Annotated in this window: 21 protein-coding genes; 10 read left to right on the top strand and 11 right to left on the bottom strand. The window is 65.2% G+C overall.

From position 1 onward, the window contains the following. The first annotated feature begins 156 nt into the window (after positions 1-156). Both mmsB and RB623_RS03185 read left to right on the top strand, forming a co-directional pair. The gene (gene mmsB / locus RB623_RS03190) at positions 157-1,041 is read left to right on the top strand and encodes a 3-hydroxyisobutyrate dehydrogenase (protein ID WP_308055304.1); all 885 of its coding nucleotides are present in this window, start codon (positions 157-159) and stop codon (positions 1,039-1,041) included. A 374-nt stretch (positions 1,042-1,415) separates the two neighbouring features. Then, a complete protein-coding gene (locus RB623_RS03185) occupies positions 1,416-1,712 on the top strand; it encodes an HdeA/HdeB family chaperone (RefSeq protein WP_308055303.1) in 297 nt (98 codons plus the stop codon). Between the two features lie 60 nt (positions 1,713-1,772). Here the strand turns inward: RB623_RS03185 and RB623_RS03180 are convergent, their stop codons facing one another. From RB623_RS03180 to solA, 6 genes are all read right to left on the bottom strand, one after another. Continuing rightward, positions 1,773-2,141, bottom strand: coding sequence for a hypothetical protein (locus RB623_RS03180; RefSeq protein WP_308055302.1), 369 nt, complete (start codon positions 2,139-2,141; stop codon positions 1,773-1,775). A 44-nt stretch (positions 2,142-2,185) separates the two neighbouring features. Further along, positions 2,186-2,596, bottom strand: coding sequence for a carboxymuconolactone decarboxylase family protein (locus tag RB623_RS03175; protein ID WP_308055301.1), 411 nt, complete (start codon positions 2,594-2,596; stop codon positions 2,186-2,188). Between the two features lie 76 nt (positions 2,597-2,672). Then, entirely contained in the window at positions 2,673-4,055 is a 1,383-nt protein-coding gene (locus RB623_RS03170) for an aspartate aminotransferase family protein (RefSeq protein ID WP_308055300.1), read from the bottom strand. Positions 4,056-4,258: 203 nt separating this feature from the next. Continuing rightward, positions 4,259-5,428 carry an MFS transporter gene (locus RB623_RS03165; RefSeq protein ID WP_308055299.1) on the bottom strand — a complete coding sequence of 390 codons (1,170 nt, stop codon included), beginning with the start codon at positions 5,426-5,428 and terminating at the stop codon, positions 4,259-4,261. Then, complete coding sequence (locus tag RB623_RS03160) at positions 5,425-6,606, bottom strand: MFS transporter (protein ID WP_308055298.1); 1,182 nt, start codon at positions 6,604-6,606, stop codon at positions 5,425-5,427. Before RB623_RS03160 ends, RB623_RS03165 begins: the two co-directional genes overlap by 4 nt. Before the next feature lie 256 nt (positions 6,607-6,862). Further along, the gene (gene solA / locus RB623_RS03155) at positions 6,863-8,032 is read right to left on the bottom strand and encodes an N-methyl-L-tryptophan oxidase (RefSeq protein WP_308055297.1); all 1,170 of its coding nucleotides are present in this window, start codon (positions 8,030-8,032) and stop codon (positions 6,863-6,865) included. A gap of 197 nt (positions 8,033-8,229) precedes the next feature. On the opposite strand from solA, the gene RB623_RS03150 reads away from it, so the two are divergent. The 5 genes from RB623_RS03150 (at position 8,230) to RB623_RS03130 (ending at position 15,263) form a co-directional block, all read left to right on the top strand. Further along, positions 8,230-9,084, top strand: a complete 855-nt coding sequence (locus tag RB623_RS03150; RefSeq protein WP_308055296.1) for a hypothetical protein — start codon at positions 8,230-8,232, stop codon at positions 9,082-9,084. 120 nt (positions 9,085-9,204) lie between these two features. Further along, positions 9,205-10,782, top strand: a complete 1,578-nt coding sequence (locus tag RB623_RS03145; protein ID WP_308055295.1) for a trimethylamine methyltransferase family protein — start codon at positions 9,205-9,207, stop codon at positions 10,780-10,782. A gap of 27 nt (positions 10,783-10,809) precedes the next feature. Beyond that, a complete protein-coding gene (locus tag RB623_RS03140) occupies positions 10,810-11,190 on the top strand; it encodes a RidA family protein (RefSeq protein ID WP_308055294.1) in 381 nt (126 codons plus the stop codon). Positions 11,191-11,235: 45 nt separating this feature from the next. Continuing rightward, positions 11,236-13,809, top strand: coding sequence for an FAD-dependent oxidoreductase (locus tag RB623_RS03135; RefSeq protein ID WP_308055293.1), 2,574 nt, complete (start codon positions 11,236-11,238; stop codon positions 13,807-13,809). Between the two features lie 134 nt (positions 13,810-13,943). After that, positions 13,944-15,263, top strand: a complete 1,320-nt coding sequence (locus tag RB623_RS03130) for a Xaa-Pro peptidase family protein (protein ID WP_308055292.1) — start codon at positions 13,944-13,946, stop codon at positions 15,261-15,263. On the opposite strand, the gene RB623_RS03125 is transcribed toward RB623_RS03130, so the two are convergent. The 3 genes from RB623_RS03125 to RB623_RS03115 form a co-directional block, all read right to left on the bottom strand. Continuing rightward, on the bottom strand, positions 15,253-15,447 hold the full coding sequence (locus tag RB623_RS03125; RefSeq protein WP_308055291.1) for a hypothetical protein: 195 nt from the start codon (positions 15,445-15,447) through the stop codon (positions 15,253-15,255). The genes RB623_RS03130 and RB623_RS03125 overlap by 11 nt on opposite strands. Before the next feature lie 247 nt (positions 15,448-15,694). Continuing rightward, complete coding sequence (locus RB623_RS03120; RefSeq protein WP_308055290.1) at positions 15,695-16,693, bottom strand: PhnD/SsuA/transferrin family substrate-binding protein; 999 nt, start codon at positions 16,691-16,693, stop codon at positions 15,695-15,697. A 261-nt stretch (positions 16,694-16,954) separates the two neighbouring features. Next, positions 16,955-17,965 carry a fatty acid desaturase gene (locus RB623_RS03115; RefSeq protein WP_308055289.1) on the bottom strand — a complete coding sequence of 337 codons (1,011 nt, stop codon included), beginning with the start codon at positions 17,963-17,965 and terminating at the stop codon, positions 16,955-16,957. A 219-nt stretch (positions 17,966-18,184) separates the two neighbouring features. On the opposite strand from RB623_RS03115, the gene RB623_RS03110 reads away from it, so the two are divergent. The 3 genes from RB623_RS03110 to RB623_RS03100 all read left to right on the top strand — a co-directional run bounded on the left by RB623_RS03110 (position 18,185) and on the right by RB623_RS03100 (position 21,036). Then, positions 18,185-19,027, top strand: coding sequence for a helix-turn-helix transcriptional regulator (locus RB623_RS03110; protein ID WP_308055288.1), 843 nt, complete (start codon positions 18,185-18,187; stop codon positions 19,025-19,027). Between the two features lie 157 nt (positions 19,028-19,184). Beyond that, positions 19,185-20,195, top strand: coding sequence for a betaine--homocysteine S-methyltransferase (gene bmt / locus RB623_RS03105; protein ID WP_308055287.1), 1,011 nt, complete (start codon positions 19,185-19,187; stop codon positions 20,193-20,195). 37 nt (positions 20,196-20,232) lie between these two features. Then, positions 20,233-21,036 carry an endonuclease/exonuclease/phosphatase family protein gene (locus RB623_RS03100; protein ID WP_308055286.1) on the top strand — a complete coding sequence of 268 codons (804 nt, stop codon included), beginning with the start codon at positions 20,233-20,235 and terminating at the stop codon, positions 21,034-21,036. Between the two features lie 22 nt (positions 21,037-21,058). On the opposite strand, the gene RB623_RS03095 is transcribed toward RB623_RS03100, so the two are convergent. Together RB623_RS03095 and RB623_RS03090 are read right to left on the bottom strand one after the other, a co-directional pair. Beyond that, on the bottom strand, positions 21,059-21,517 hold the full coding sequence (locus tag RB623_RS03095) for a hypothetical protein (RefSeq protein ID WP_308055285.1): 459 nt from the start codon (positions 21,515-21,517) through the stop codon (positions 21,059-21,061). Between the two features lie 63 nt (positions 21,518-21,580). Continuing rightward, complete coding sequence (locus RB623_RS03090; RefSeq protein ID WP_308055284.1) at positions 21,581-22,174, bottom strand: PadR family transcriptional regulator; 594 nt, start codon at positions 22,172-22,174, stop codon at positions 21,581-21,583. Positions 22,175-22,184 lie beyond the last annotated feature (10 nt).

Genomic DNA, 22,184 nt, shown 5'->3' with positions numbered 1-22,184 from the left:
AGTAGGGAATAGGCAGTCGGCAGTAGCGATAGAATGGGGACTATCTCCTTTCGCTCGCGAGTTGCCGGCTCCGTAGATCCTCCCTCGATCGTTTCTTGTTTCCCCTACCGCCTATTGCCTACTGGCACTTGACCCTTCTGCCCCGGAGAACCCCACATGACCACCATCGCATTCATCGGCCTCGGCAACATGGGCAACCCGATGGCGGCCAATCTCGTCAAGGCCGGCCACACGGTACAGGGCTTCGACCTCGTGCCGGAAAACCTCGCCACGGCGAAGGACCACGGCGTGACGGTCATGGCCAACGCCCATGCGGCGGTAAAGGATGCCGATATCGTCATCACCATGCTGCCGGCCGGAAAACATGTCATCTCGGTCTATGAGGACATTATCCCGCAACTCGGCGATGGCGTGCTGCTGATCGACAGTTCGACCATCGACATCGAATCGGCTCGGCAAGCGCATGCGATCGCGGCGCGGCGCGGCCTGCTATCGGTCGACGCGCCGGTCTCCGGCGGCACCGGCGGCGCGGCCGCCGGCACGCTGACCTTCATGGCAGGCGGCAGCGCTGAAGCCTTCGCCAGGGCGGAACCCATCCTCAAGCCGATGGCCGGCCGCATCGTGCATTGCGGCGAGGCCGGCACCGGTCAGGCGGCGAAGATCTGCAACAACATGATCCTCGGCATATCGATGATCGGCGTCGCCGAGGCCTTCGTGCTCGCCGAGAAGATCGGGCTCACCCACCAGGCGCTGTTCGACGTCGCCTCCACCTCCTCCGGGCAATGCTGGTCGCTGACCACCTACTGCCCGGTCCCCGGCCCGGTGCCCACCTCGCCCGCCAACCGCGACTACAAGCCGGGTTTTGCCGCCGCGCTGATGCTGAAGGATTTGAAGCTCGCGCAGGAGGCCGCGCAGGCGTCCGGCGTCGCCACGCCGCTCGGAGCGCAGGCGGCGCAACTCTATGCGCTGTTCTCCGGGCTCGGCCATGCCAGCGACGATTTTTCCGGCATCGTCCGCATGCTGCGCGGTGACGTTGGGTAATCGCGGAGAGCATCTTGTTAAGCCCAAAAACGCCCATGTTTAGGTTTGCTTAAGCTCTCGCTAACCCTGCAGTAAGATTGTCCGCGTACAAACAAACCAGAACGGTCCTCGCAGCCGCTCTCATGCTCCGGATCAGGTATTGCGTACCGGAGCCGTCATCTTCGCAGTGTATTGCGTCGCGAAGGCCATGCGTGACCTTGGCAAGACCGCGCCCTTTCGCTCACCGAAAGGCGCGGTTTTGGCTTTGGCCGGTTTGTTAACCACGATATTCGTTGATATCCCTCACCCCTGCTCCGCGACCGATTTCCAGCGGGCTTCCGCTGCGCTATGAACAGCGGCGACGCAACTACGCGTTGTCTCTGGGGGAACTATCGATGAAATTCCTGCGCCTTGCGCCGCTCGGCCTGTTGGCCGTCGCGAGCCTCGCCACGCCTGCTTCGTCGGAGCCGGTCGACATGTCGACCATCACCTGCGCGCAACTGTTGAGCATGAAACCCGACGAGGTTTCCTTCATCCTGACCTGGGTCGCGGGCTACACGGCCGGCACCGCCGAGGAGCTTTCCATGGACCCGGACGTGCTCGGGAAGACGGTGAGCGACACGGTCACCTACTGCCAGGAGAACTCCGAGATGAGCGTGCTCAACGCCGTCAAGGAAGTATCGGGCGCCTGATCCTTGAGGGTCAAACCTCTTCGGTAGAAATTCGATCCGGCAGATCGGGCGCGGACGTATCTATGCGTCCCGCGAGCGCGCGCTGAGCCTGCGATAGTTGGCCTTCACCTTCGTGCCGATCGGCTTGAGCGCCGCGTGCAGCGCCTGCTCGGCTGCCACGCCGGTCAGCATCGAGGGCGTGCGCCCCGATAACAGTTCCGGCCAGAACCGCATGGCCGCGCCAGCCATCGAGACCTGTGCCGCGGCCACGCCCTGCGCCACTGCCAGGCTTTTCTCGGTAACGGCCCGCATGGTCTCGACGCCGGCGGGACCTGCCTTCGCCTCGGCGGCGAGCAGCGGCAGCCGCATCCACATCACCATCGGCGCCAGCATCAGGTCGGATGCCAGCGTGGTCGCGCCGTGAAGACGTTTCGTGCTGCGTTTGGCCATCAATCGGCGTCCCTCAATTTTTCGATGTCGAACGTCCGGCTCACTCAATCATTTGGCTGGAACTGCACATCGACCGGAGGCCGCAACGCATTGGCCAGGCGGTTGGTTTCTTTGGCCATGCCAACCACCGACAGCAATTCCATGAACTGCTCTTCCGTCATGCCTTTGGCGCGCGCCGAGGCGGTGTGCGAATAGGTGCAGTATTCGCAGCCATTGGTCGCCGACACGGCGATGTAGATCAGTTCCTTGGTCAGCGGGTCGAGCGCACCCGGCGCCATCACCTGCTTGATCGATTCCCAGGTGCGCTTCAGCAGCACCGGATCGTGCGCCAGCACCTTCCAGAAATTGTTGATCCAGTCGGACTTCCGCGTTTCCATGATGTCGTCGTAGACGGCGCGCACCTCGGCGCTTGCCATCTCGTATTCGACCAATCCCACCAGCGCCTTGCCCGACATTCATTTCCCTCCGGTTTGGAAATAGTTGGGGCGGAGCCGCCGCTCCGCCCCTGGAGATTTCAAGCCGTGCGGCCGTTCAGTCCCGCTTGCGCAGGTCGGCCAGCGCCATGTCCAGCGCCTTGACAATGCGCTCGCCGGCGAGATCGACGGTGTCGCGCGTCCACATGATCGGCGGCGACAGGATCATGGTGTCGCCGGTCGCCCTCATCATCAGGCCGGAATTGACCGCGTGGTCGCGCACCATGACCGCGGCGCTGCCGGCCGGCAGATAGCGCTCGCGAGTCGCTCTGTCCTTGACGATCTCGATGGCGCCCATCAGGCCGACGCTACGCACCTCGCCGACCAGCGGATGGCCGGCCACCCGCTCCTTGAGCATTTTCGCGAAATACGGCCCGGTGTCGTCGCGCACCCGCTCGACCAGTCCCTCCTTTTCGATGATCTCGAGATTGGCGAGACCGACCGCGCAGGCGACCGGATGGCCGGAATAGGTGTAGCCGTGATGGAACTCGCCGCCCTTTTCCTCCAGCGTGTGCGCGATGCGGTCGCCGACCAGCAGCGCCGACAGCGGCAGGTAGCCGGAGGTCAGCGCCTTGGCGGTGGTGATGGTGTCCGGCTCGATGCCGTAGGTCTCGGCGGCGAACCAGTTGCCGGTGCGCCCATAGCCGGTGATCACCTCGTCGAGCATCAAGAGCACGTCGTATTTGCGGCAGATGCGCTGCACCTCCGGCCAATAGCTCGCCGGTGGGATTTTTACGCCGCCAGCGCCCATCACCGGCTCGCCGATGAAGGCCGCCACCTTGTCGGCCCCGGCTTCGAGGATTGCGTCCTCGACCGCCTTCGCGGCCCGCAGGCCGAACTCGTGGTCGCTCTCGCCGGGCAGCGAAAGCTCGAACGAATAGGGCATCATCACGTGCACGATGTTGGGCACCGCGCCGCCAAGCTGCCCGTGCATCAGATCCATGCCGCCCAGCGACGTGCCGGCGATGGTCGAGCCATGATAGGCGCTTTTCCGGGAGATGATGCGGTTCTTTTCCGGCTTGCCCTCCAGTGCCCAGTAGTGGCGTACGATGCGCAGCGCCGTGTCGTTGGATTCCGAACCGGACGAGCCGAAGAACACCTGGTTGACGCCCTTCGGCGCGAGTTCGGCGATTTTTTTGGCGAGCAGGATCGGCGTCGGCGTCGAGCAGCGGAAGAAGGCGTTGTAATAGGGCAGCTCCTTCATCTGCCTGTAAGCGGCTTCCGCCAGTTCCTCGCGGCCGTAGCCGACATTGACACACCACAGGCCGGCCATGCCGTCCAAAATCTCGTTGCCTTCTGAATCGTAGATGAACGGCCCGTCGGCACGCACGATCATGCGGCTGCCGGCGCTGCGCAGTTCCTTGTGGTCGGTAAACGGATGCAGATGGTGCGCGGCGTCGATCTGCTGCAACTGCTTCAGCGAATAGTTCTGGTAAGTCATTGGCTTGTCTCCAATCCTTGAATTTATCCGGCAACCGCCGGGACGAATTCAGCGACGGAGGGCGTGGGGCGAATAGCCGATGCGGGCGCAGAGCCTGAGCAACTCGGCATGGATCGTCCGGCTCGACGGCGTCGAGGCATGACGGTCTCTGTCCTGCCGGGCGTGGATCATGGCGGGACTGTAGCCGAGCCGAACCGGCACGTTCAAGTCCAGCGGCGGCGCGCCGACCGGTAGAGCGCGAAGGCGGCCAGAAACCCGGTCAGGCCGGCGATCACCGCCGGCAGGCCGTAGGGCCCGATCGCCTGCATAAGTCCGCCCGCGCTCGGCGGCCCGACGATGCCGCCGACACCCCACAGGAGCGCGAAGGCGGCATTGCCGGCCACCAGCGCCGATCCCTTGAAGCGGTTGCCGAGTTCGACCAGCGCCATCGTGTAGACGCCGTAGCCGACGCCACCCATCACCACCAGCAGCGGCCAGACGAACAGCGTGTGGATCAGCGGCCCGAGCAGCAGTGCGCAGCACGCCGTCGCCAGCGCGCAGAAGACGATCATGAAACGCGCGCCCGCTTTCTCGGCGGCAAGCCCGAGCGGCACCTGCAGCACGATGTTGCCGAACGACAGCGCGGTGATCAGCGCAGCCAGCGTCGCCTCGGCCAGGCCGAAGGAGGCGCCGAACACAGGCATCAGCGAATAGGTGCTTTGCTGGGCCGCCGCCGCAACGAGAACAGCCAGCAGCAGCGCCGGCGCGGCGCGCACGAAGAACGGCAGGCCGCCGGAAAGCTCCCCGTCCTTTTCAAATCCGGTGAGCCGCGACGACACCATGGCTAACACCGCCGCGCAGGCGGCGAAGGCGGCGACACCGACGAGGAACGGCGGCCAACCGTCGGCGCCGACCACGGTCAAGGCCAGCGGGCCGAGGGCGTAGCCGGCGCCCATCACGGCGTTGAACACGCCCATGACGCGGCCGCGCTGCGCCGGCGGCGCCAGCGACAGCGCCCACACCTCACCCAGCACATAGAGCGGATTGATGACGAAGCCGATCAGGAAGCGGATGACAAACCAGGCGAACTCGTTCTGCAGCGCACCGACCGCCAACAGGCAGAGGCCGCCCGAAATGGCGCAACCGACCGCGAGATTGCGCGCCCCGAAGCGCCCCACCGCCGCCGGCACCAGCGAGGCCGACAGGATCAGGCCGAGCGGCATCATCGCCGCCGACAGGCCGATCAGCGATGACGAGATGCCCTGCCGTTGCATCAGGATGGTGAACAGCGGATAGCTCAGTCCCTGCGCCGCACCGAACGCGGCGAGCGCCGCGGTGACGCCCGCGAGCCCTGCCCAGTTCACGCGTGACCCGTCGCCGGGCTGTCCGGTCACGCGCTTGCTCCCCGCTTCGGCAGGGCGAGACCCGCCAGGATGCAGACAACAAGCGATCCGCACAGCAGCCCGAGCGCCAAAGGCAGACCCTCGACCCCGATCAGATCCATGATCGCCCCAGTGACCGGCGGGCCGGCAATACCGCCAAGGCCCCAGACGAGCGCGAAGGCGGCGTTGCCGGTCATCAGCATCGGCCCCGAAAAACGCTCGCCGAGCATGATCAGGCCCATCGTGTAGATGCCGAAGGCGACCGCGCCCCAGACGAAGGCGACCGGCCAGATCAAGGACGAGGCAAGCAGCATCGGCAGAAGCGCACAGCCGCCGACGGCCACCACGGCGCAGAGCAGCATGACCTTTATCGCGCCGACGCGCTCGGCCAGCGCCCCGAGCGGAATCTGCAGCGCCACATTGCCGGCGATGAAGACGGCAAGCAGCGTGGCGATGCGCGTTTCCGAACTGCCATGCGCTTCGCCATAGACGGAAAACAGCGCCAGCAGCGCCTGCTCGAAGGCCGCCGCCGTGAACACGGCGAACAGCAGCAGCGGCGCCACCAGTACGAAACCCGCGACAGAGGTCGGCGGCTTTTCGTCCTGCATTTCCGGCAGGCGCGGCAGCGCCAAAAGCAGGATCAGTGCGCACAGCAGAAAAGCGGCGACGCCGACAAGGAAGGGCGCCCAGCCCTCGGTGCCAACGATCGCCAGCGTCACCGGCCCGAGCGCGAAGCCAGCCGACACGATCGAGGCGTAGACGCCCATCAGCCGGCCGCGTCTTTCGGCGGGCGCCATGGCGATCATCCAGGTTTCGCTGATCACGTAGAGCGGATTGGCCGCGAAACCCAACAGGAAGCGCAGCGGAAACCACCACAGCGCATCCTGCCGCCAGGCGATCGCCACGAGCAACACGGCGGCCGACAGCGCGCAGAAAACCGCCAGCCGGCCCGAGCCGACATGGCGGGACATCGCCGGAATGAAGAAGGACGACAGGATGAACCCCAGCGGCGTCATCGCCGCCGACATGCCGATAAGGGCTGGCGACACACCCTGCCGCTGCAGGATGAAGCTGAGCAGCGGATAGCTTAGTCCCTGACTGATGGCAAACACCGCGACGGTGGCGATGATGCCGGCGATGGCCGCCACCGGCATTTCGGGATTTTCGGTCTGAGGCGGCGCGGCAGTCATGAATTCGGCGGCATCCCTGGAAATCGCTGCTCCGCCATGCCACGCCGCGCCATGAAGGTCACTGCGGCAGGCGAACGATTTCGCTCCGCCAAGCGCCGACGCTCACCCTCCCCCTTGAGGGGAGGATCGCCGAGCGGTCGGAGCGAAGCGAAGGCCGCGAGGCGGGGTGGGATCACCTCAGGATGGCGCCTCAGCACGGACCCCACCCCGCCTCGCAATCCGCTCGTTCCGAGCTCATTGCTCCGCGACCCTCCCCTCAAGGGGGAGGGTAAGCGGTGGCACTGCCCCACCGCCCCATCCGAAACCGGCCGATGTCGCGCGTCGTCTCCCCCGTCGTGGCGAGATCAGCCACGACCTCGCCCACGACGCTGGCGAATTTGAACCCGTGGCCGGAACAAGGCGACGCTACGACGATGCGCGGATCGTCTGGCAGCGTGTCGATGACAAAATCTTCGTCGGGCGTCATCGTATATATGCAGGTCTTCATCGCTTTCAGCCGCCCCGCCCCGTCCGGAAGATATCGTTCCAGAAACCGCCGCGTTCGCGCCTCGTCAGCGGGACCTGCGTCCTGGCGCGCGTCGTCGGCTGTTGCCAGCCGGCCACTGCCGAAATGCGAGGCGCATTTGAAGCCGAGGCCGGCAAAATCCGGGAAGCCGTAGGCAAAGTCGTCTTCCCCTTCGATGGCGAACACCGGAAGCGCTCCGAGCCCGAACAACTCGGGTCGCTTCGGTTCGTACCAGGTGAGCACCATGCGGTTCAGGAACAGCCGCGGCCTGAGTTCCGGCACAAGTTCCGTGATCCACGGGCCGGTCGCGACGACGACCGAACCCACTTCGATGGCACGGTCGGCGAGCACCACGCGCACCCCCGCCCCGCGCGGCTCGATCGCCAAGACCTTGGTGTCCGCAAGGATCGTCGCGCCGGCCTTCGTCGCCAGGCCGAGATGCAGCGCGTTGGCGAGATCCGGGCGCACGAAGCCGCCCTGCGGCTGGAACATGGCCGAATAGTCGTTGGGCAACCGGATGGCGGGAAAGCGGCGCGCGACTTCGGCCGGATCGAGCAATTCGTGGTCGAGCCCGTGCAGCCGGCAGGCTTCGAGCGAGCCTGAGACCAAGATGCCGCCAGGTTTGCCGGCTTCCAGGATGCCGGTGACGGTCAGCACCGTCTCGCCGGTCAACTGCTCGAGCTCGCGCCAGTTCTCATAGGCGCGGCGCACCAGCGGCACATAGGACGGATGCTCGAAATAACCCAGCCGGATCGCCCGCGATTCGCCATGCGACGAGCCGCGGTCGTGGCCGGGCTGGAACTGCTCGATGCCGACGGCCTTTACGCCGCGCCGCGCCAGGTGGAACAGCGCAGCGCTGCCCATGGCGCCGAGGCCGATAACGGCGACGTCGTAATTTCCATCGGATGTCTTGTTACGCATTTCATATTACCCAGCATGTCCGGCCTTTGTGTCGGCTTTGATACCGAAACGGCACCCGCTGCAATCGTGTCGTTACCGCGCAGCGTTAATATTGTCCGATGTTTCCGCACCGCGGGCCAAGCGAGTGAGGCTCCGGCGGAAGTGCCGATGCGCCCGGAGATTCAAGGCTCCGACCGACGGCCGCCGGAGGCGAGGCCATGGCAATCTCATACGCGCGGTTCCCGGGTCATTGGGGTTTCGATGCTGGCGTGTCGCCTCCCTGGCAGATGGTGCCTGTCGGCGGGATGCGCTTTCTCATGGTTTCGGGAACTTTCGGCCTCATCCCGCGCCTGCATATCCCTTCGGGTTCCGCTGCCTCGCTCACGGTGACGGAATCCTTTGCCGCGACCTACAGCCTGCTCAAGCTGAAGGGCATTCGCGCGGGAAAGGCCTTTATCGACTGGGCTCCGCCGGGAACGAGCCTGTCCGATCCGTTTGCATCGGAGGGGACGCTCGAGGTCAGCGTCAAGGCGCAGAAGGTAGTCGGTACCGCCTTCCACTATGTCGAGGCGGGCCGCCGCCAGACGACCGCGCGCCGCATCTCCGATCTGGAGGGCATGATCCAGGGTGCCAATGACGTGCTGACGCCCCAGGCCAATGTCAAACTCGAATCCACGAGTGCAAAAATCCTCAACATGCGCCAGCGCCTCGGCAAAGTGGTCCACGACGCCAGCGACCTGGACAAACCCTGGAAGCGCGACGAGTGGGAGATCGTCACCCGGAACGCCGATCCGTCCGCCGACTTCAACGTCTTTTTCGTCAGGGAATTCGAGGACGACGCGACGCCGCGGGCCGACCGCACCGACGCCGCCACCCGCTGGTGGGAACTCAACTGCATCATCGAGGATGACACGCGGCACGACGCCTCGGAGGTGCTGGCGCATGAGACGATCCATCTGCTCCGCCTCGGCCACAGTACCAAGGCAGCGCACCTCAGCGCACCCGGCTATCTTCGAACCGGCACGACTATCACCCGCGACCAGGCCAACATCATCAACCGCTCCGGCACCTGAAGGCGACTTACCCGGCGCATGTCGCTTCCCCATTGCTGGGAGTCGCTGGCCCCGCTGTCGCTGGCTTGCGCAAGCGGCAATATGCGACCTCAATCCTGCCTTTCGTTTGCGAGTGCCCGCATGAATGCCGCCGTCCAGCCTGCCGAGCCGATCCTCGCCACGGAACGCACCCGCCGCGGCGGACGGGCCGGAAAACGCGCCGGCGGCAGCGCCGCCTTCGAGCAGCCGCCGTTCCGGCAGCTCAAGATTCCCTTCCAGCCGACAAAACTGATCTCCGACGACGAGCTGGAATCAATCCATCTCGCCTCGCTGCGCGTGCTGAAGGAGATCGGCGTCGACGTTCTGCATGACGGCGCGCGAAAGATCATGAAGGAGCATGGCGCCGACGTGCGCGAAGGCAGCGAGCGGGTGCGGTTCGATGCTGACATGATCCTGGAACTGGTCGCGCACGCGCCGTCCGAGTTCACCATCCACGCCCGCAACCCGGCGCATAATGTGCGCTTCGGAGGCAACAACCTCGTCCTGTCGCAGATGGCCTCGGCGCCCAATTGCTCCGACCTCGACGGCGGCCGCCGACCCGGCAACCAGCGCGATTTCCGCAATTTCCTGCGGCTGGCGCAGATGCACAACATATTGAATACCACCGGCGGCTATCCGGTCGAGCCAATCGACATTCATCCCTCGGTGCGCCACCTCGAATGCATCCGTGACCTCGCGACGCTGACCGACAAGGTCTTTCACATCTATTCGCTGGGCAAGGAGCGCAACGTCGACGGCATCGAGATCACCCGCATCGCCCGTGGCATTTCACACGAGCAGATGCTGGAGGAGCCGTCGGTCTACACCATCATCAACACCAACTCGCCGCTAAAACTCGACGTGCCGATGATGGAGGGCATCATCCAGATGTCGTCCGCCGGCCAGGTGGTCATCGTCACGCCCTTCACACTGTCCGGCGCCATGGCGCCTGTCACCATTGCCGGCGCGCTGGTGCAGCAGAACGCCGAGGCGCTGGCCGGCATCGCGTTTACCCAGATGGTGAGGAAAGGCGCGCCCGTGGGTTACGGCGGCTTCACCTCCAATGTCGACATGAAATCCGGCGCGCCGGCGTTTGGCACGCCGGAATACATGAAGGCGCAGCTTGTCGGCGGGCAACTGGCCCGGCGCTACAGGATACCCTACCGCACCTCCAACACCTGCGCCGCCAACACGGTGGACGCGCAGGCAGCCTATGAAAGCGTGTTCTCGCTGTGGGGCGCGATCCAGGCGGGCGGCAATTTCATGCTGCACGGCGCCGGCTGGCTGGAAGGCGGCCTGCGCTGCTCCTACGAGAAGACCATCCTGGACATCGACCTCCTGCAGATGGTGGCGGAATTTTTGACCCCCCTCGACCTGTCGGAGGATGCGTTGGCTGTGGAGGCGATCCGCTCAGTCGGCCCTGGCGGCCATTTCTTCGGCACCCAGCACACGCAGGACCGCTACAAGACGGCGTTTTATTCGCCGGTCATCTCCGACTGGCGCAACTTCGAGACCTGGGCGGAAGCGGGTTCGCCGACCGCCATGGAAAAAGCCAACCGCGTCTGGAAGGAGCGGCTGGCGAGTTACGAGGAGCCGTGGATGGACCCGGCCATCCGCGAGGAACTCGATGCCTTCGTCGAAAAGCGCCGCGCCGAAGGCGGCGCGCCGACAGATTTTTGACCTACAGATTAGGAATCTGCCGTTCCGATGAAACTCCGCCCCGTCAACGCTCCGGATGCGCCCACCGCACCGACCTACCACCAGGCCATGGAAGTGTCGGGCGCTTCCCGTATCCTGTTCATCTCCGGCCAGATCCCCGTGACCACGGACGGCAGCATTCCCGAAAACTTCGCGGACCAGTCGCGGCTCGCGTGGAAAAACGTCATCGCCCAGCTTACCGCAGCCGGCATGACGCTCGACAATCTCGTCAAGGTGACGATCTTCCTGTCGGACCGCAAATACATCGCCGACTACCGCTCGACCCGCGACGAGGCGCTCGGCGGCCGCAAGGTCGCGCTCACCACAATCATCACCGGCATTTTCGACGAAAACTGGCTGCTGGAGATCGAAGCGATTGCCGCAGCCTGAGTTCAACAGACTTTGATCACTCTTTGCAGTAACGGATCCAACCTTATGAAATCCCACGTCAAAGCGGTTGTCATCGGCGGCGGTGTCGTCGGCTGCTCGGTGCTTTACCACCTCGCCCGCGCCGGCTGGACCGACACCATGCTGATCGAGCGCTCCGAGCTCACTTCCGGCTCGTCCTGGCACGCGGCCGGCGGCTTCCATACGCTGAACGGCGATCCCAACGTCGCAAAGCTGCAGGCCTATACCGTGCAGCTCTACAAGGAGTTGGAGGAAATTTCCGGCCAGTCGTGCTCGCTGCACCTGACCGGCGGTGTGATGATGGCCGACACGCCCGAGCGCATGGATTTTCTCCGTCTCGCCCATGCGAAAGGCCGCTATCTCGGCATGGACACCGAGCTGATCACGCCATCCGAGGCCAAGGCGATGTTCCCGCTGATGGACGAGACCAATTTCGTCGGCGCCATGTGGGACCCGGTCGAGGGCCATCTCGATCCCTCCGGCACGACCATCGCCTATTCCAAGGCGGCGAAGAAGCTGGGCGCCGAGATCGTGCTGCGCAATCCGGTCAAGGAACTGACCCAACAACCGGACGGCACTTGGAACGTCATCACCGAACAGGGCGTCGTGCATGCCGAGCATGTCGTCAACTGCGGCGGCCTGTGGGCGCGCGAGATTGGCCGCATGGTCGGCGTCGAGCTGCCCGTACTCGCCATGGAGCACATGTACCTCTTGACCGAGCCGATGCCGGAGGTCGAGGCCTTCAACAAGGAGACCGGCCGCGAGATGGTCGGCGTGCTCGACTTCAAGGGCGAGATCTATACCCGCCAGGAGCGCAACGGCATCCTGCTCGGCACCTATGAAAAGGCTTGCAAGCCGTGGTCGCCGGTCAACACGCCCTGGGATTTCGGCCACGAGCTGCTGCCACCCGACCTCGACCGCATCGCGCCGTCGCTGGAGATCGGCTTCAAGCATTTTCCGGGCATCGAGAAGGCCGGCATCAAGCAGATCATCAACGGCCCCTTCACCTTCGCACCGGACGGCAACCCGCTGGTCGGCCCGGTGCAAGGCCTGACCAATTTCTGGGTTGCCTGCGGCGTCATGGCCGGGTTTTCGCAGGGTGGCGGCGTCGGCCTGGCACTGTCGAACTGGATGGTCAACGGCGATCCGGGCTTCGATGTCTGGGGCATGGACGTGGCGCGCTGGGGCGAATGGGCAAGCCTGCGCTACACCAACGCAAAAGTCCGCGAAAACTATTCGCGCCGTTTTTCCATCCGCTTCCCCAATGAAGAACTCCCGGCCGCGAGGCCGGCACAAACAACTCCGCTGTACGACATCATGGTCGCGCAGAACGCCGTCATGGGCGATAGCTGGGGGCTGGAAACGCCGCTGTGGTTCGCACCGAAGGGCACCGAGCCGAAGGACGTGGTCTCCTTCCACCGCTCCAACGATTTCGAGCAGGTCGGCGCCGAGGTGCGGGCGGTGCGCGAAAAGGTCGGCGTCACCGAGATCGCCAACTTCGCCAAATACGAAGTCAGCGGAAGCGGTTCCGAGGATTTCTTGAACCGCCTGATGACCAACCGCATGCCGAAAAAGGGCCGCATCGTGCTGACGCCGATGCTAAACGAATTCGGCAAGCTGATCGGCGACTTCACCATAGCGCGCGCTGGCGAAGAGCGTTTCATGATCTTCGGCTCGTCGGCTGCACAGAAATACCACATGCGCTGGTTCGAGAAGCATCTGCCGAAGGACGGCAGCGTCAGAATCCACCGTTTCGACCAGACGCTCGTCGGCCTCTCCATCGCCGGGCCGAAGGCGCAGGCGCTGCTGCAGAAACTGGTCGACGAGGACGTCTCGACGCAATCCTTCAAGTTCATGGATTTCCGCGAGATGGCGGTCGGCGGCGCGCCAGCAATCGTCAACCGAGTCACCTACACCGGCGATCTCGGTTACGAGATCTGGATGCAGCCGGCCTATCAGCGGCTGGTCTACGCCGCGATCAAGACCGCCGGCCAGGAATTCGGCATCGTCGATTTCGGCATGCGCGCCCTGCTGTCCATGCGGCTCGAAAAGAACTTTCCGACCTGGTTCCGCGAGCTGCGGCCAATCTATGGACCGTTCGAAGGGGCGATGGACCGCTTCATCCGGCTGGAGAAGAACGATTTCATCGGCCGCGACGCGGCGGCGAAGGAAAAGGCCGACGGCCCCAAACTCAAGCGCGTCTCGCTGATCGTCGATGCGCTCGACGCCGACGTCATGGGCGACGAGCCGATCTGGGCGAAGGTTTCGGCCAAGGATTTCGGCACGGTCGGCAAGACGCACGACTTCGGCGCGCCGCGTTTCGATGCCAGCGGCAAGCCGGTTCGCGGCTCGACCGCGGCAACCGGCGCCTCCGCCGTGCGCGGCATCCATGATGGCGAGTGGTCGGTGGTCGGCTGGGTGACGTCGGGCGGCTACGCGCATTTCGTCGAAAAGTCGCTGGCGCAGGGATATGTGCCGGCCGCGCTCGCCGAGGACGAGAGCGAAGGGATGTTCGAGATCGAGATCCTCGGCCACCGTCGCCCGGCCCGTATCAACCGCGAGCCTCTGTTCGATCCGGCGGGTGAGAAGATGCGGGGGTAGCGCTTTACCCTCCCCCTTGTGGGGAGGGTCGGACGGCAAAGCCGGCCGGGGTGGGGGTAGAATGATTTTCGTGCGGCTTCAAAAGACCCCCACCCCGCCCTGCGGGCGACCCTCCCCACAAGGGGGAGGGTAAAGTGCGCCATCGCAAGATCGCACCGTTCAATCCTGGCCAAGAAGCGGCACTGCGCTCCGCATCGCGGGAGAAAGCCGCGGCGCTCAACCAGCATGTCCTCGGCTATGGCGACCTCGCCGAAGCCGAATGGGCGGCCGCGGGCATCCCGGCGCCCGACCTGCCCACCATGCGAAAATATCGGCTTGAGCGTATCCGGACCGAACTGAAGCGGTGCGACTATGCCGGCATCCTGCTCTACGACCCGGTCAACATCCGCTACGCCACCGACTCCACCAACATGCAGCTCTGGGTCGCCCACAACCCGACCCGCCACTGCTTCGTCGCAGCGGACGGCCCGGTGGTGCTGTTCGACTATTTCTCCTGCGAGCATCTTTCGGACCATTCCGGCGTCGTCGACGAAGTGCGGCCGGCCGTCTCGTGGATGTATCTGTACGGCGGCGAACTCAGCGACCAGCGGGTGAAACGCTGGGCCGGGCCGATCGCCGACCTCGTCTGTACCCATGGCGGCGGCAATTTCCGTCTCGCCGTCGATCATCTGAACCCGGAAGGCGTCGCCGAACTCGCCCGCCTCGGCGTCTCGGTCCACAATGGCGAAGCCGTCATGGAAGAAGCCCGGCTGATCAAGTCACCCGACGAAATCCTCGCCATGCGCCGCGCCATCGTCTCCTGCGAGACGGCGATGGCCGGGATGCGGGCAGTGCTTAGACCAGGCATTTCCGAGAGCGAACTCTGGGCCGAACTCCACCGCGGCAATATTGCGCGTGGCGGCGAGTGGATCGAGACCAGGCTTCTATCTTCGGGGCCGCGGACCAATCCGTGGTTCCAGGAATGTTCATCGCGAAGGATCGAAGCAGGCGATCTGGTCGCCTTCGACACCGACCTGATCGGCCCCTACGGGTTTTGCGCCGACCTGTCGCGAACTTGGCTGTGCGGGAGCGGCGAGCCGGGCGACGAACAACGCGACCTGCATTCCATCGCCATTGACCAGATCGCCCACAACATCGCCCTGATCCGACCAGGGATTTCCTTCCGCGACCTTGTCGAACAATCGGCGGTTCCACCGCCAGACTGTTTTCCCGCGCGCTACGGCGTTCTCTATCACGGCGTCGGCCTGGCGGACGAATACCCGACCTTGCCGCACGCTTCCGACTGGACGGCCGACACACCCGACGGTGTGCTCGAAACGGGCATGGTGGTTTGCGTGGAGAGTTATATCGGCCGCCTCGGCGGCCACGAGGGCGTCAAGATCGAGGAACAGGTGCTGGTGACCGAGACCGGCAACGAAACCCTGTCGCGCTATCCGCTGTCGCTCACCGCATAGTGCCGGCAAGCCGGCCGAACCTGCGCGAGCGTGGATCGGGCTCGCGCTTGCGCTTTTCGGTGTCGACCCGCACCGGGCAGCCGTCGTTTTCCTCAGTGTCGGCGTAATACTCGCCAACCGCCTCGCACAACTCGCTGCGCTCTGCCGGCGTCAGCCTGCGCTGCCTGATCAGCGTGTAGGCCAACGGCGGCCAGGAGCACGGGACCGGCTATGGCGAGCAGCATCCACCACGTGGAATCGAGCATGGCACGCTCCTGCCGAGAGATGGCGTTACTGCGTCAACGCAGGACTCGCGCCGCCGTTCCCACGAACAATACTGGTGGTCCTTGCGCTACGCAGCCGCTTCCCCGAGAGCAAGCGCGTGTCGGTTGCTGCGCGGATCGACAAATGACGTCGCGCGCCCAGCCACGCGGCCCGCGCAAGGAGGCTCGTCAGGGCGGCCAGCGCGTGACCGGCGAGCCGAACGCCGCGATATAGGGCAGACCTTTTCGCCTTGCCGTCCAGCCGACCGCCGCGACCTCGCGCGCCGCCGGCTCGAAGCGTTGCGCCAGCGCCCAACTGCGGCAGTCGATCGCCGCGACATCCGCCCTGCCCTCGGCCACCGCGACGATCGAATTGCGATGCCCGCCAGTTTCGATGCGTTCGGAGAAGATCTCGAGGCTTTCGCCCATCGCTGTCAGGTCGCGGGTCAACGCGATGATGCCGGACATGGAGTCGTCGCTGTTGAAGGCCAGGCGCCTGCCGCGGATGAGGTCGAGGGGAATACGCGGCCGACCGCTCGGTGGAGATGCAACGGCGCCGTCGCACCCTACGTTGCCCCCCTCTGTCCAGCCGGACTCCGGGGCGAGCCACGGGTCTCGCCCGTCCTTCGGACCCCCCACAAGGGGGGAGATTGCGCCGGCCGTTCGGATTTCGCCAATCGCCGGCGTTGCAAGAGAGGCGATTTCGCCCAACCTGCCAATCTCCCCCCTTGAGGGGGCGATGTCCGGCAGGACAGAGGGGGGTGCGAAGGAGCGCCGACGTTCGCCGCTGTCCCGTCGCATCACCACCGCGCTCGAATAGAACTCCCCCTCCCCGCCCTCATAGGCAGAATAATCCGGCTGGCCGACAACGCGCACGTCGCACGCCAGTCCGTCCTCCAGCGGCCCCCAGCAGGCCTGGCCGAACAACAGTTTCGGATGCCGCCACACAGTCGGAAAATCCAGTCCGTCGGGCGACAAGGTGGCGGGATCCGGCGCGATCACCTTGCCCGCGCCATTGCGGATGCCGCCCGGCACCGCCGGCATGTCGGCGTTGCGGCGCACCAGCCTTTCCGGCGCATCGAATCCAGCCGCGGCCAGCCGCGCGCGGATCGCCGCCCATTCGGCGTCGGCCTCGGCGCGGACCTCGGGCCAGTCATACATCGGCAAGGCAGCGAAGAAGTCGTTCATCGGGCAAATCACACGAGGGCTGGTGCCGGGAAATGCTACACCCCCACTCCGGCCCTTCGGGCCACCTCTCGCCCTTGCTGGGGTAGAGGGAAGACGCCGCCGCGATGCCGGCGCTCATCCAGCTTGGCGTCCTCTACCCCTCTTAGCGGGCGAGGTAGCCTGAAGGGCCGGAGTGGGGGTGCCTACGACCTAGAAAGGAAATTGCCGGAAGTCAAAGTCGACACGGCAAAACGAATACGCGCCGATCGAGGAAACGCCCGGCTACTCCTTCGGTGGCTCGGCCGGCACCGGCACCGAGCCCATGCCGTTCAGCGAGCGCGCGCGCACGCGCGGCTTGAAGGCGCGACCCGCTTCCGGCGCGCGCCGAAGCGCCGGATGCACCACCGGCTCCTTGGCGCGCAAGGCGTAGCTCCTCAGCAGCGCAAGATAGTTGGGAAACACGTAGCCATGATTCATCGCCACCCACTCCGCCCGGCGCGCGCGGAACATTTTTGGCAGCCTGTACCAGGCCACCGTCGGATTCTTGTGGTGGACGAGGTGCAGGTTGTTGTTGAGGAACAGGAAGGCGAAGGGCGAGCGCTCGACGATGATGGTGCGCCCGTCCGGCCGCTCCGACCACTGGTGTTCGGCAAAGGTCCTGACCGAGATCAGCGACTGGCCAAACCAGACGGCGATGAGATAGGCCCAGAGCGGAATGCCGAAGCCGAACATCACGACCGGCACCACGATCGCCAGCCCAAGCCCATGCAGCAGCCAGGCCTCCCGGATAGCGCGGTCGCCGGCAACCATCGCGCGCAGGTCGTTGAGGAGGAAGCCGACGCTGCCGAGCAGCGGGTTGAGCAGCATGCGGCCGAGCATGGTGTTGTTGATCGCCAGCAGGCGTTTCATCGGCTCGGGCAGCGTTTCGTGCCGCCACAGCGACTGGTAGTAGCTTTCCGGGTCGTCGAACGGATCGGTCAGACTTTCATCGGCATGGTGACGCAGATGGACGGCGCGGAAGCGCCGGTACGGCCAGACCAGTCCGATCGGCAGGCCGACCAGCAGCTCATTGACCCAGGCCTTTCGGGTCGGATGGCCGTGGCAGGCCTCGTGCATCAAAGAGGATTGCAGCGCCAGCACGAAGCCGAGCGCCACGATCGCGACGACGGGATAGGCCGGCCAGACAAGGCCGCCGAGCAGCGCCCAGGCACCGTACGTCGCGAAGATCAGGAGAACGGTCGGCCACTCGACCCGCGACCGGGCCGTCTTCCCCCTGCGCCCACATGCTTTCATTTATCGGCCACTGCCCCCAGTCGTCGGAACCATTGTCGATTCCTGACAGCATGGTGTCAGCAGAGTGCGCCGCGTTCAATGCGACAATGCGCAGAAGATGTTGAGATTGCGCATATTGAGCCCCAGATGTTATAGATAGTCAACATTGCGAGGATTCAGATACCCACCCCGCGGTTCTGGGACAAAGTCATGGGTAGAATTTTCCGCCGAGGAGGCGATGTGGACAAACGCGATCTTTCAAGCCTGTTTCGCGAGAGACTGCGCACGCTCCTGCAAAGGTCTGCCGGAAACCAGTCGGCTTTTGCCGCCTCGATCGGCATCGACCGCTCGGCTTTGTCGCAGATGCTGTCGGACGCCTCCACCCGCCTGCCCCGCGCCGAGACGCTGCTGGCGATTGCCGCCGAGCACAAGGTGTCGCTCGACTGGCTGCTGGGGCTCAGCCACGACGAGGGGCTGACCGGCGAAATCCGCGAAAGCCTCGAGATCGAGGAGGCGCCCGACGGTTTCGACCGTACGCTGCTCGCCCGCTGGCACGCCGAGGCCGCGGGCACGAAAATCCGCTACGTGCCAGCCGGCATTCCCGACCTTCTGCGCACCGAGGCGCTGATCGACTACGAATCGGAGATTTCAAACCGCAGCCGCGAGGCCCAGGCCGGCGAAACGCAATACCGCATCGACTACAACCGGCGGCCGGAGACCGACATGGAGGTCTGCATGCCACGCCACACGCTGGAAGTCTTTGCGCACGGGCTCGGCGTGTGGTCGGGCTTTCCGGAGGCGGCTCGCCGTGAGCAGCTCGAGCACATGGCGGCGCTGCTCGACGACCTCTATCCCGCCCTGCGCTTGTTCCTCTACGACGGCCGCATGCGCTATTCGGTGCCCTACACGATCTTCGGCCCCTACCGGGCGGCCGTCTATGCCGGCGACATGTACCTGGTGCTCAACGCCACGGCGACCGTGCAGCGCCTGACCCGGCATTTCGACACTCTGATCCGCAGCGCCGAGATCAACCCGCACGAGACGTCCGCCTTCGCGGCAAAGCTGGCAGACATGCGGTTCTGACGCCCAGTCGCCTGTCGAGCCTGGTTTTGAATACCCGCTCGTCGCCCCATGGGAGACATGGCAAATACGACTGTGTCGGCGACGATACGATCGTTGACGTGACATAAAGACTTCTTTATATCTTTATCCAACTGGCTCCAACAAAAAGTCCCGTCCCATGACCAACCCGATCGACGCCCTCATCGCCGAAAAGGGCATTCTGCTTGCCGACGGCGCCACCGGAACGAACCTGTTCAACATGGGGCTTGCCTCCGGCGAGGCGCCGGAACTGTGGAACGAGGACGCGCCGGAAAAGATCGCGGCGCTGCATCGGAATTTTGTCGAGGCCGGCGCCGACATCATCCTCACAAATTCCTTCGGCGGCACGCGCCACCGGCTGAAGCTGCACAATGCGCAGGACCGGGTCCATGAATTGAACAAGAAGGCCGCCGAGATCGCCCGCTCGGTCGCCGACAAGGCCGGTCGCAAGGTGATCGTCGCCGGTTCGGTCGGCCCGACCGGTGAACTGCTGGTGCCGCTCGGCGCACTGACCTACGAGGACGCGGTTGCCGCGTTCAAGGAGCAGATCGAGGGTCTGAAGGCCGGCGGCGCCGAGATCGCCTGGATCGAGACCATGTCGGCCCCCGACGAAGCGAAGGCGGCGGCGCAAGCCGCCATCGACGTCGGCCTGCCTTACACCTATACGTTTTCCTTCGACACCGCCGGCCGCTCGATGATGGGCCTTGCGCCGAAGCATATCCACGGCGTCGCCGACGGGCTGGTGGAGCCGGCGGTTGCCTGCGGCGCCAACTGCGGCGTCGGCGCGTCCGACATCCTTGCCTCGCTGCTCGACATGACCGAGGCGAAGCCCGACGCCACCATCATCGTCAAGGGCAATTGCGGCATCCCGGAATTCCGTGGCACGGACATACACTACTCCGGCACGCCGGAACTGATGTCCGACTATGTGCGCCTCGCCGTCGACGCCGGCGCAAAGATCATCGGCGGTTGCTGCGGCACCTCGTTCGAGCATCTGGCCGCCATGCGAAAGTCGCTCGACGCGCACCAGCGCCAAATCCGCCCGACGGTCGCGCAGATCGTCGAGCGCATCGGCCCGCTGCGCAACAAGACTGCGGACCAGAGCGGCGCGGTCGAGGGTGGCGAAGGCCGCCGGCGGCGCAGGGCCTGATCTCAGCGCAAAGGCCGCACACCGCGCGCGCCGCCCCATGCGCATCCTGTCCCTGAATGCGTGGGGCGGGCAGCAGCATGCCGACTTGCTGCCCTTCCTGGCGACGGCGGACGCCGACGTCGTCTGCCTTCAGGAAGTGCCGCGGGCGCCCGGCCGAACGCCTGACTGGCTGATCTACCGCGACCGCTCGGTCGAGCTTCAGCAGCGCTCCAACCTGTTCGCGGAAATTGCCGCGGTTCTGCCGGATCACGATTCCGCGTTCTTTCCGACGTCGCGTGGCGAACTGATCGGCAGCGACGGCCCGGTCTGGGTCGAGTTCGGCATCGCCACCTATCTACGGAAATCCCTGCCTGTCATCGGCCAGGCGGCGGGCTTTGTGCACGGCTCGTTCTCGCCGCATGCGTTCGGCGACCATCCGCGGCCGCGCAACGCCCATTGCCTGCGGGTCTTCGACTACGCTGCCGGCCACGCCGTCACCATCGCCCATCTGCACGGGCTGCGCACCATGGACGGCAAGGGTGACAATGCGGAGCGCGACGCACAGGCGGCTGCCCTCGCGAGCCTAATCCGATCCGTCTGGCCAGGCGGCGAGCGGCTGGTCGTTTGCGGCGATCTCAACGTCCTGCCCGGCGGCGGGATTTTTCGGGTTCTGGGCCAGTTCGGGCTCACCGACCTGGTCACGTCGCGCGGCTTCTCCGGCACACGGACATCGCTCTACCGCAAACCGGAACGCTTCGCCGACTACATGTTCGTCACGCCGGACATAAGGGTTCTGAGCTTCGACGTGATCCGCCAGCCCGAGGTCTCGGATCACTGTCCGTTGCTGCTCGACCTGGCTTAGGGCCGCTCGGGTTTTGGATGGCCTACTCCCCGCCCGACTGCTGTCCCGGGCGCAATGAGCTCAGCACGCGAAAATAGTGCTCCTCGCGCTCTTCCAGCCATTCATGGGCACGCGGCCAGGCGCCGGGGTCGGTCACCGGCAAGGGGTGGTTGCTGAGATAGCAGCAACCTTCATAGCCGCGCAGGCTGGCGCCCAGCGCCTCGCCGAGCTGGGGTTCATGGGCTGAAAGCCTGTTCACTGTCGTCGCCCAGCGCTCGCCGCGCTGGCCGCGGACGAAAAGGCCGACGCCGCGGTTGGTCAGGTAGAGCGAGATGACCAGATCGTCGGCGACATGGCGCCAGCGCGAATAGAGGCTGCCGTATTTGACGGGCGAATCCCGCCGGCGAGCGATGTAGGCATTCCAGAACATCCCGATCTCGGCCGACGAGATCGAGCGCAGGCCGCGCGCAAAATCCCATTCGTCGAGGCCGCCTGCCGCCATGATTTCCTACCCTTGCCATGAAGCCCGCGCGGCAAAGCCGCCGCGCGGCGCGGTCGCGGTCTATCACAGATCCTCGATGTCGCGGCGGGCCTTTTTGAGGATGTCGCGGACCTTGCGCGTCTGTTCGGGCGTGAACTGGCCACGCCGCAGCCGCATGAACACCGCCTTGGCGACCCCCCTCACCTCGTCGCCGAGCGAAATCTCGCCGCCCTCGGCCGAAACCTCGTCGATCTGGGCATTGATGCGCGCCAGTTCCTCGGCATTCTCTTCAAGATACGCCTTGCCCTGCTCGGTGATCGAGTAAAGGCGCTTGTTGCCGTTGGCCTGCGAGGTAACGAGGTCGGCCTCCTCCAGCATCTGCAACATCGGATAGATGGCGCCGGGGCTCGGGCTGTATGCGCCCTGGAACTTTGCCTCCAGCGCCTTGATGATGTCGTAGCCGTGGCGCGGTTCCTCCGCGATCAGGCCGAGCACCACCAGGCGCAGCGCGCCGGGGTCGAACATGCGCGGGCCGCGACCACCGAACGGGCCGCCGCGATGGCGGCCGAAAGGCCCGCCCATGCCGCCGCCGCGCCGACCGCCGAAGCGCCCGCCGCCCTCGCCGGACATGGACCAGCCGCCGCAATGATCATGCAACTTGCGAAAACGATGGAACATTTTGGATTTT

The organism is Mesorhizobium sp. LHD-90 (assembly GCF_030929505.1).
Lineage (GTDB): Bacteria > Pseudomonadota > Alphaproteobacteria > Rhizobiales > Rhizobiaceae > Kumtagia.
Note: the sequence above shows the minus strand (reverse complement) of the source record. Positions and strands in the feature narration are given on the sequence as shown.

Coding starts and splice junctions, on each gene's coding strand:
- mmsB (WP_308055304.1), top strand. CDS start 157: ATGACCACCATCGCATTCATCGGCCTCGGCAACATGGGCAACCCGATG.
- RB623_RS03185 (WP_308055303.1), top strand. CDS start 1,416: ATGAAATTCCTGCGCCTTGCGCCGCTCGGCCTGTTGGCCGTCGCGAGC.
- RB623_RS03180 (WP_308055302.1), bottom strand. CDS start 2,141: ATGGCCAAACGCAGCACGAAACGTCTTCACGGCGCGACCACGCTGGCA.
- RB623_RS03175 (WP_308055301.1), bottom strand. CDS start 2,596: ATGTCGGGCAAGGCGCTGGTGGGATTGGTCGAATACGAGATGGCAAGC.
- RB623_RS03170 (WP_308055300.1), bottom strand. CDS start 4,055: ATGACTTACCAGAACTATTCGCTGAAGCAGTTGCAGCAGATCGACGCC.
- RB623_RS03160 (WP_308055298.1), bottom strand. CDS start 6,606: ATGACTGCCGCGCCGCCTCAGACCGAAAATCCCGAAATGCCGGTGGCG.
- solA (WP_308055297.1), bottom strand. CDS start 8,032: ATGCGTAACAAGACATCCGATGGAAATTACGACGTCGCCGTTATCGGC.
- RB623_RS03150 (WP_308055296.1), top strand. CDS start 8,230: ATGGCAATCTCATACGCGCGGTTCCCGGGTCATTGGGGTTTCGATGCT.
- RB623_RS03145 (WP_308055295.1), top strand. CDS start 9,205: ATGAATGCCGCCGTCCAGCCTGCCGAGCCGATCCTCGCCACGGAACGC.
- RB623_RS03140 (WP_308055294.1), top strand. CDS start 10,810: ATGAAACTCCGCCCCGTCAACGCTCCGGATGCGCCCACCGCACCGACC.
- RB623_RS03135 (WP_308055293.1), top strand. CDS start 11,236: ATGAAATCCCACGTCAAAGCGGTTGTCATCGGCGGCGGTGTCGTCGGC.
- RB623_RS03120 (WP_308055290.1), bottom strand. CDS start 16,693: ATGAACGACTTCTTCGCTGCCTTGCCGATGTATGACTGGCCCGAGGTC.
- RB623_RS03115 (WP_308055289.1), bottom strand. CDS start 17,965: ATGAAAGCATGTGGGCGCAGGGGGAAGACGGCCCGGTCGCGGGTCGAG.
- bmt (WP_308055287.1), top strand. CDS start 19,185: ATGACCAACCCGATCGACGCCCTCATCGCCGAAAAGGGCATTCTGCTT.
- RB623_RS03100 (WP_308055286.1), top strand. CDS start 20,233: ATGCGCATCCTGTCCCTGAATGCGTGGGGCGGGCAGCAGCATGCCGAC.
- RB623_RS03095 (WP_308055285.1), bottom strand. CDS start 21,517: ATGGCGGCAGGCGGCCTCGACGAATGGGATTTTGCGCGCGGCCTGCGC.
- RB623_RS03090 (WP_308055284.1), bottom strand. CDS start 22,174: ATGTTCCATCGTTTTCGCAAGTTGCATGATCATTGCGGCGGCTGGTCC.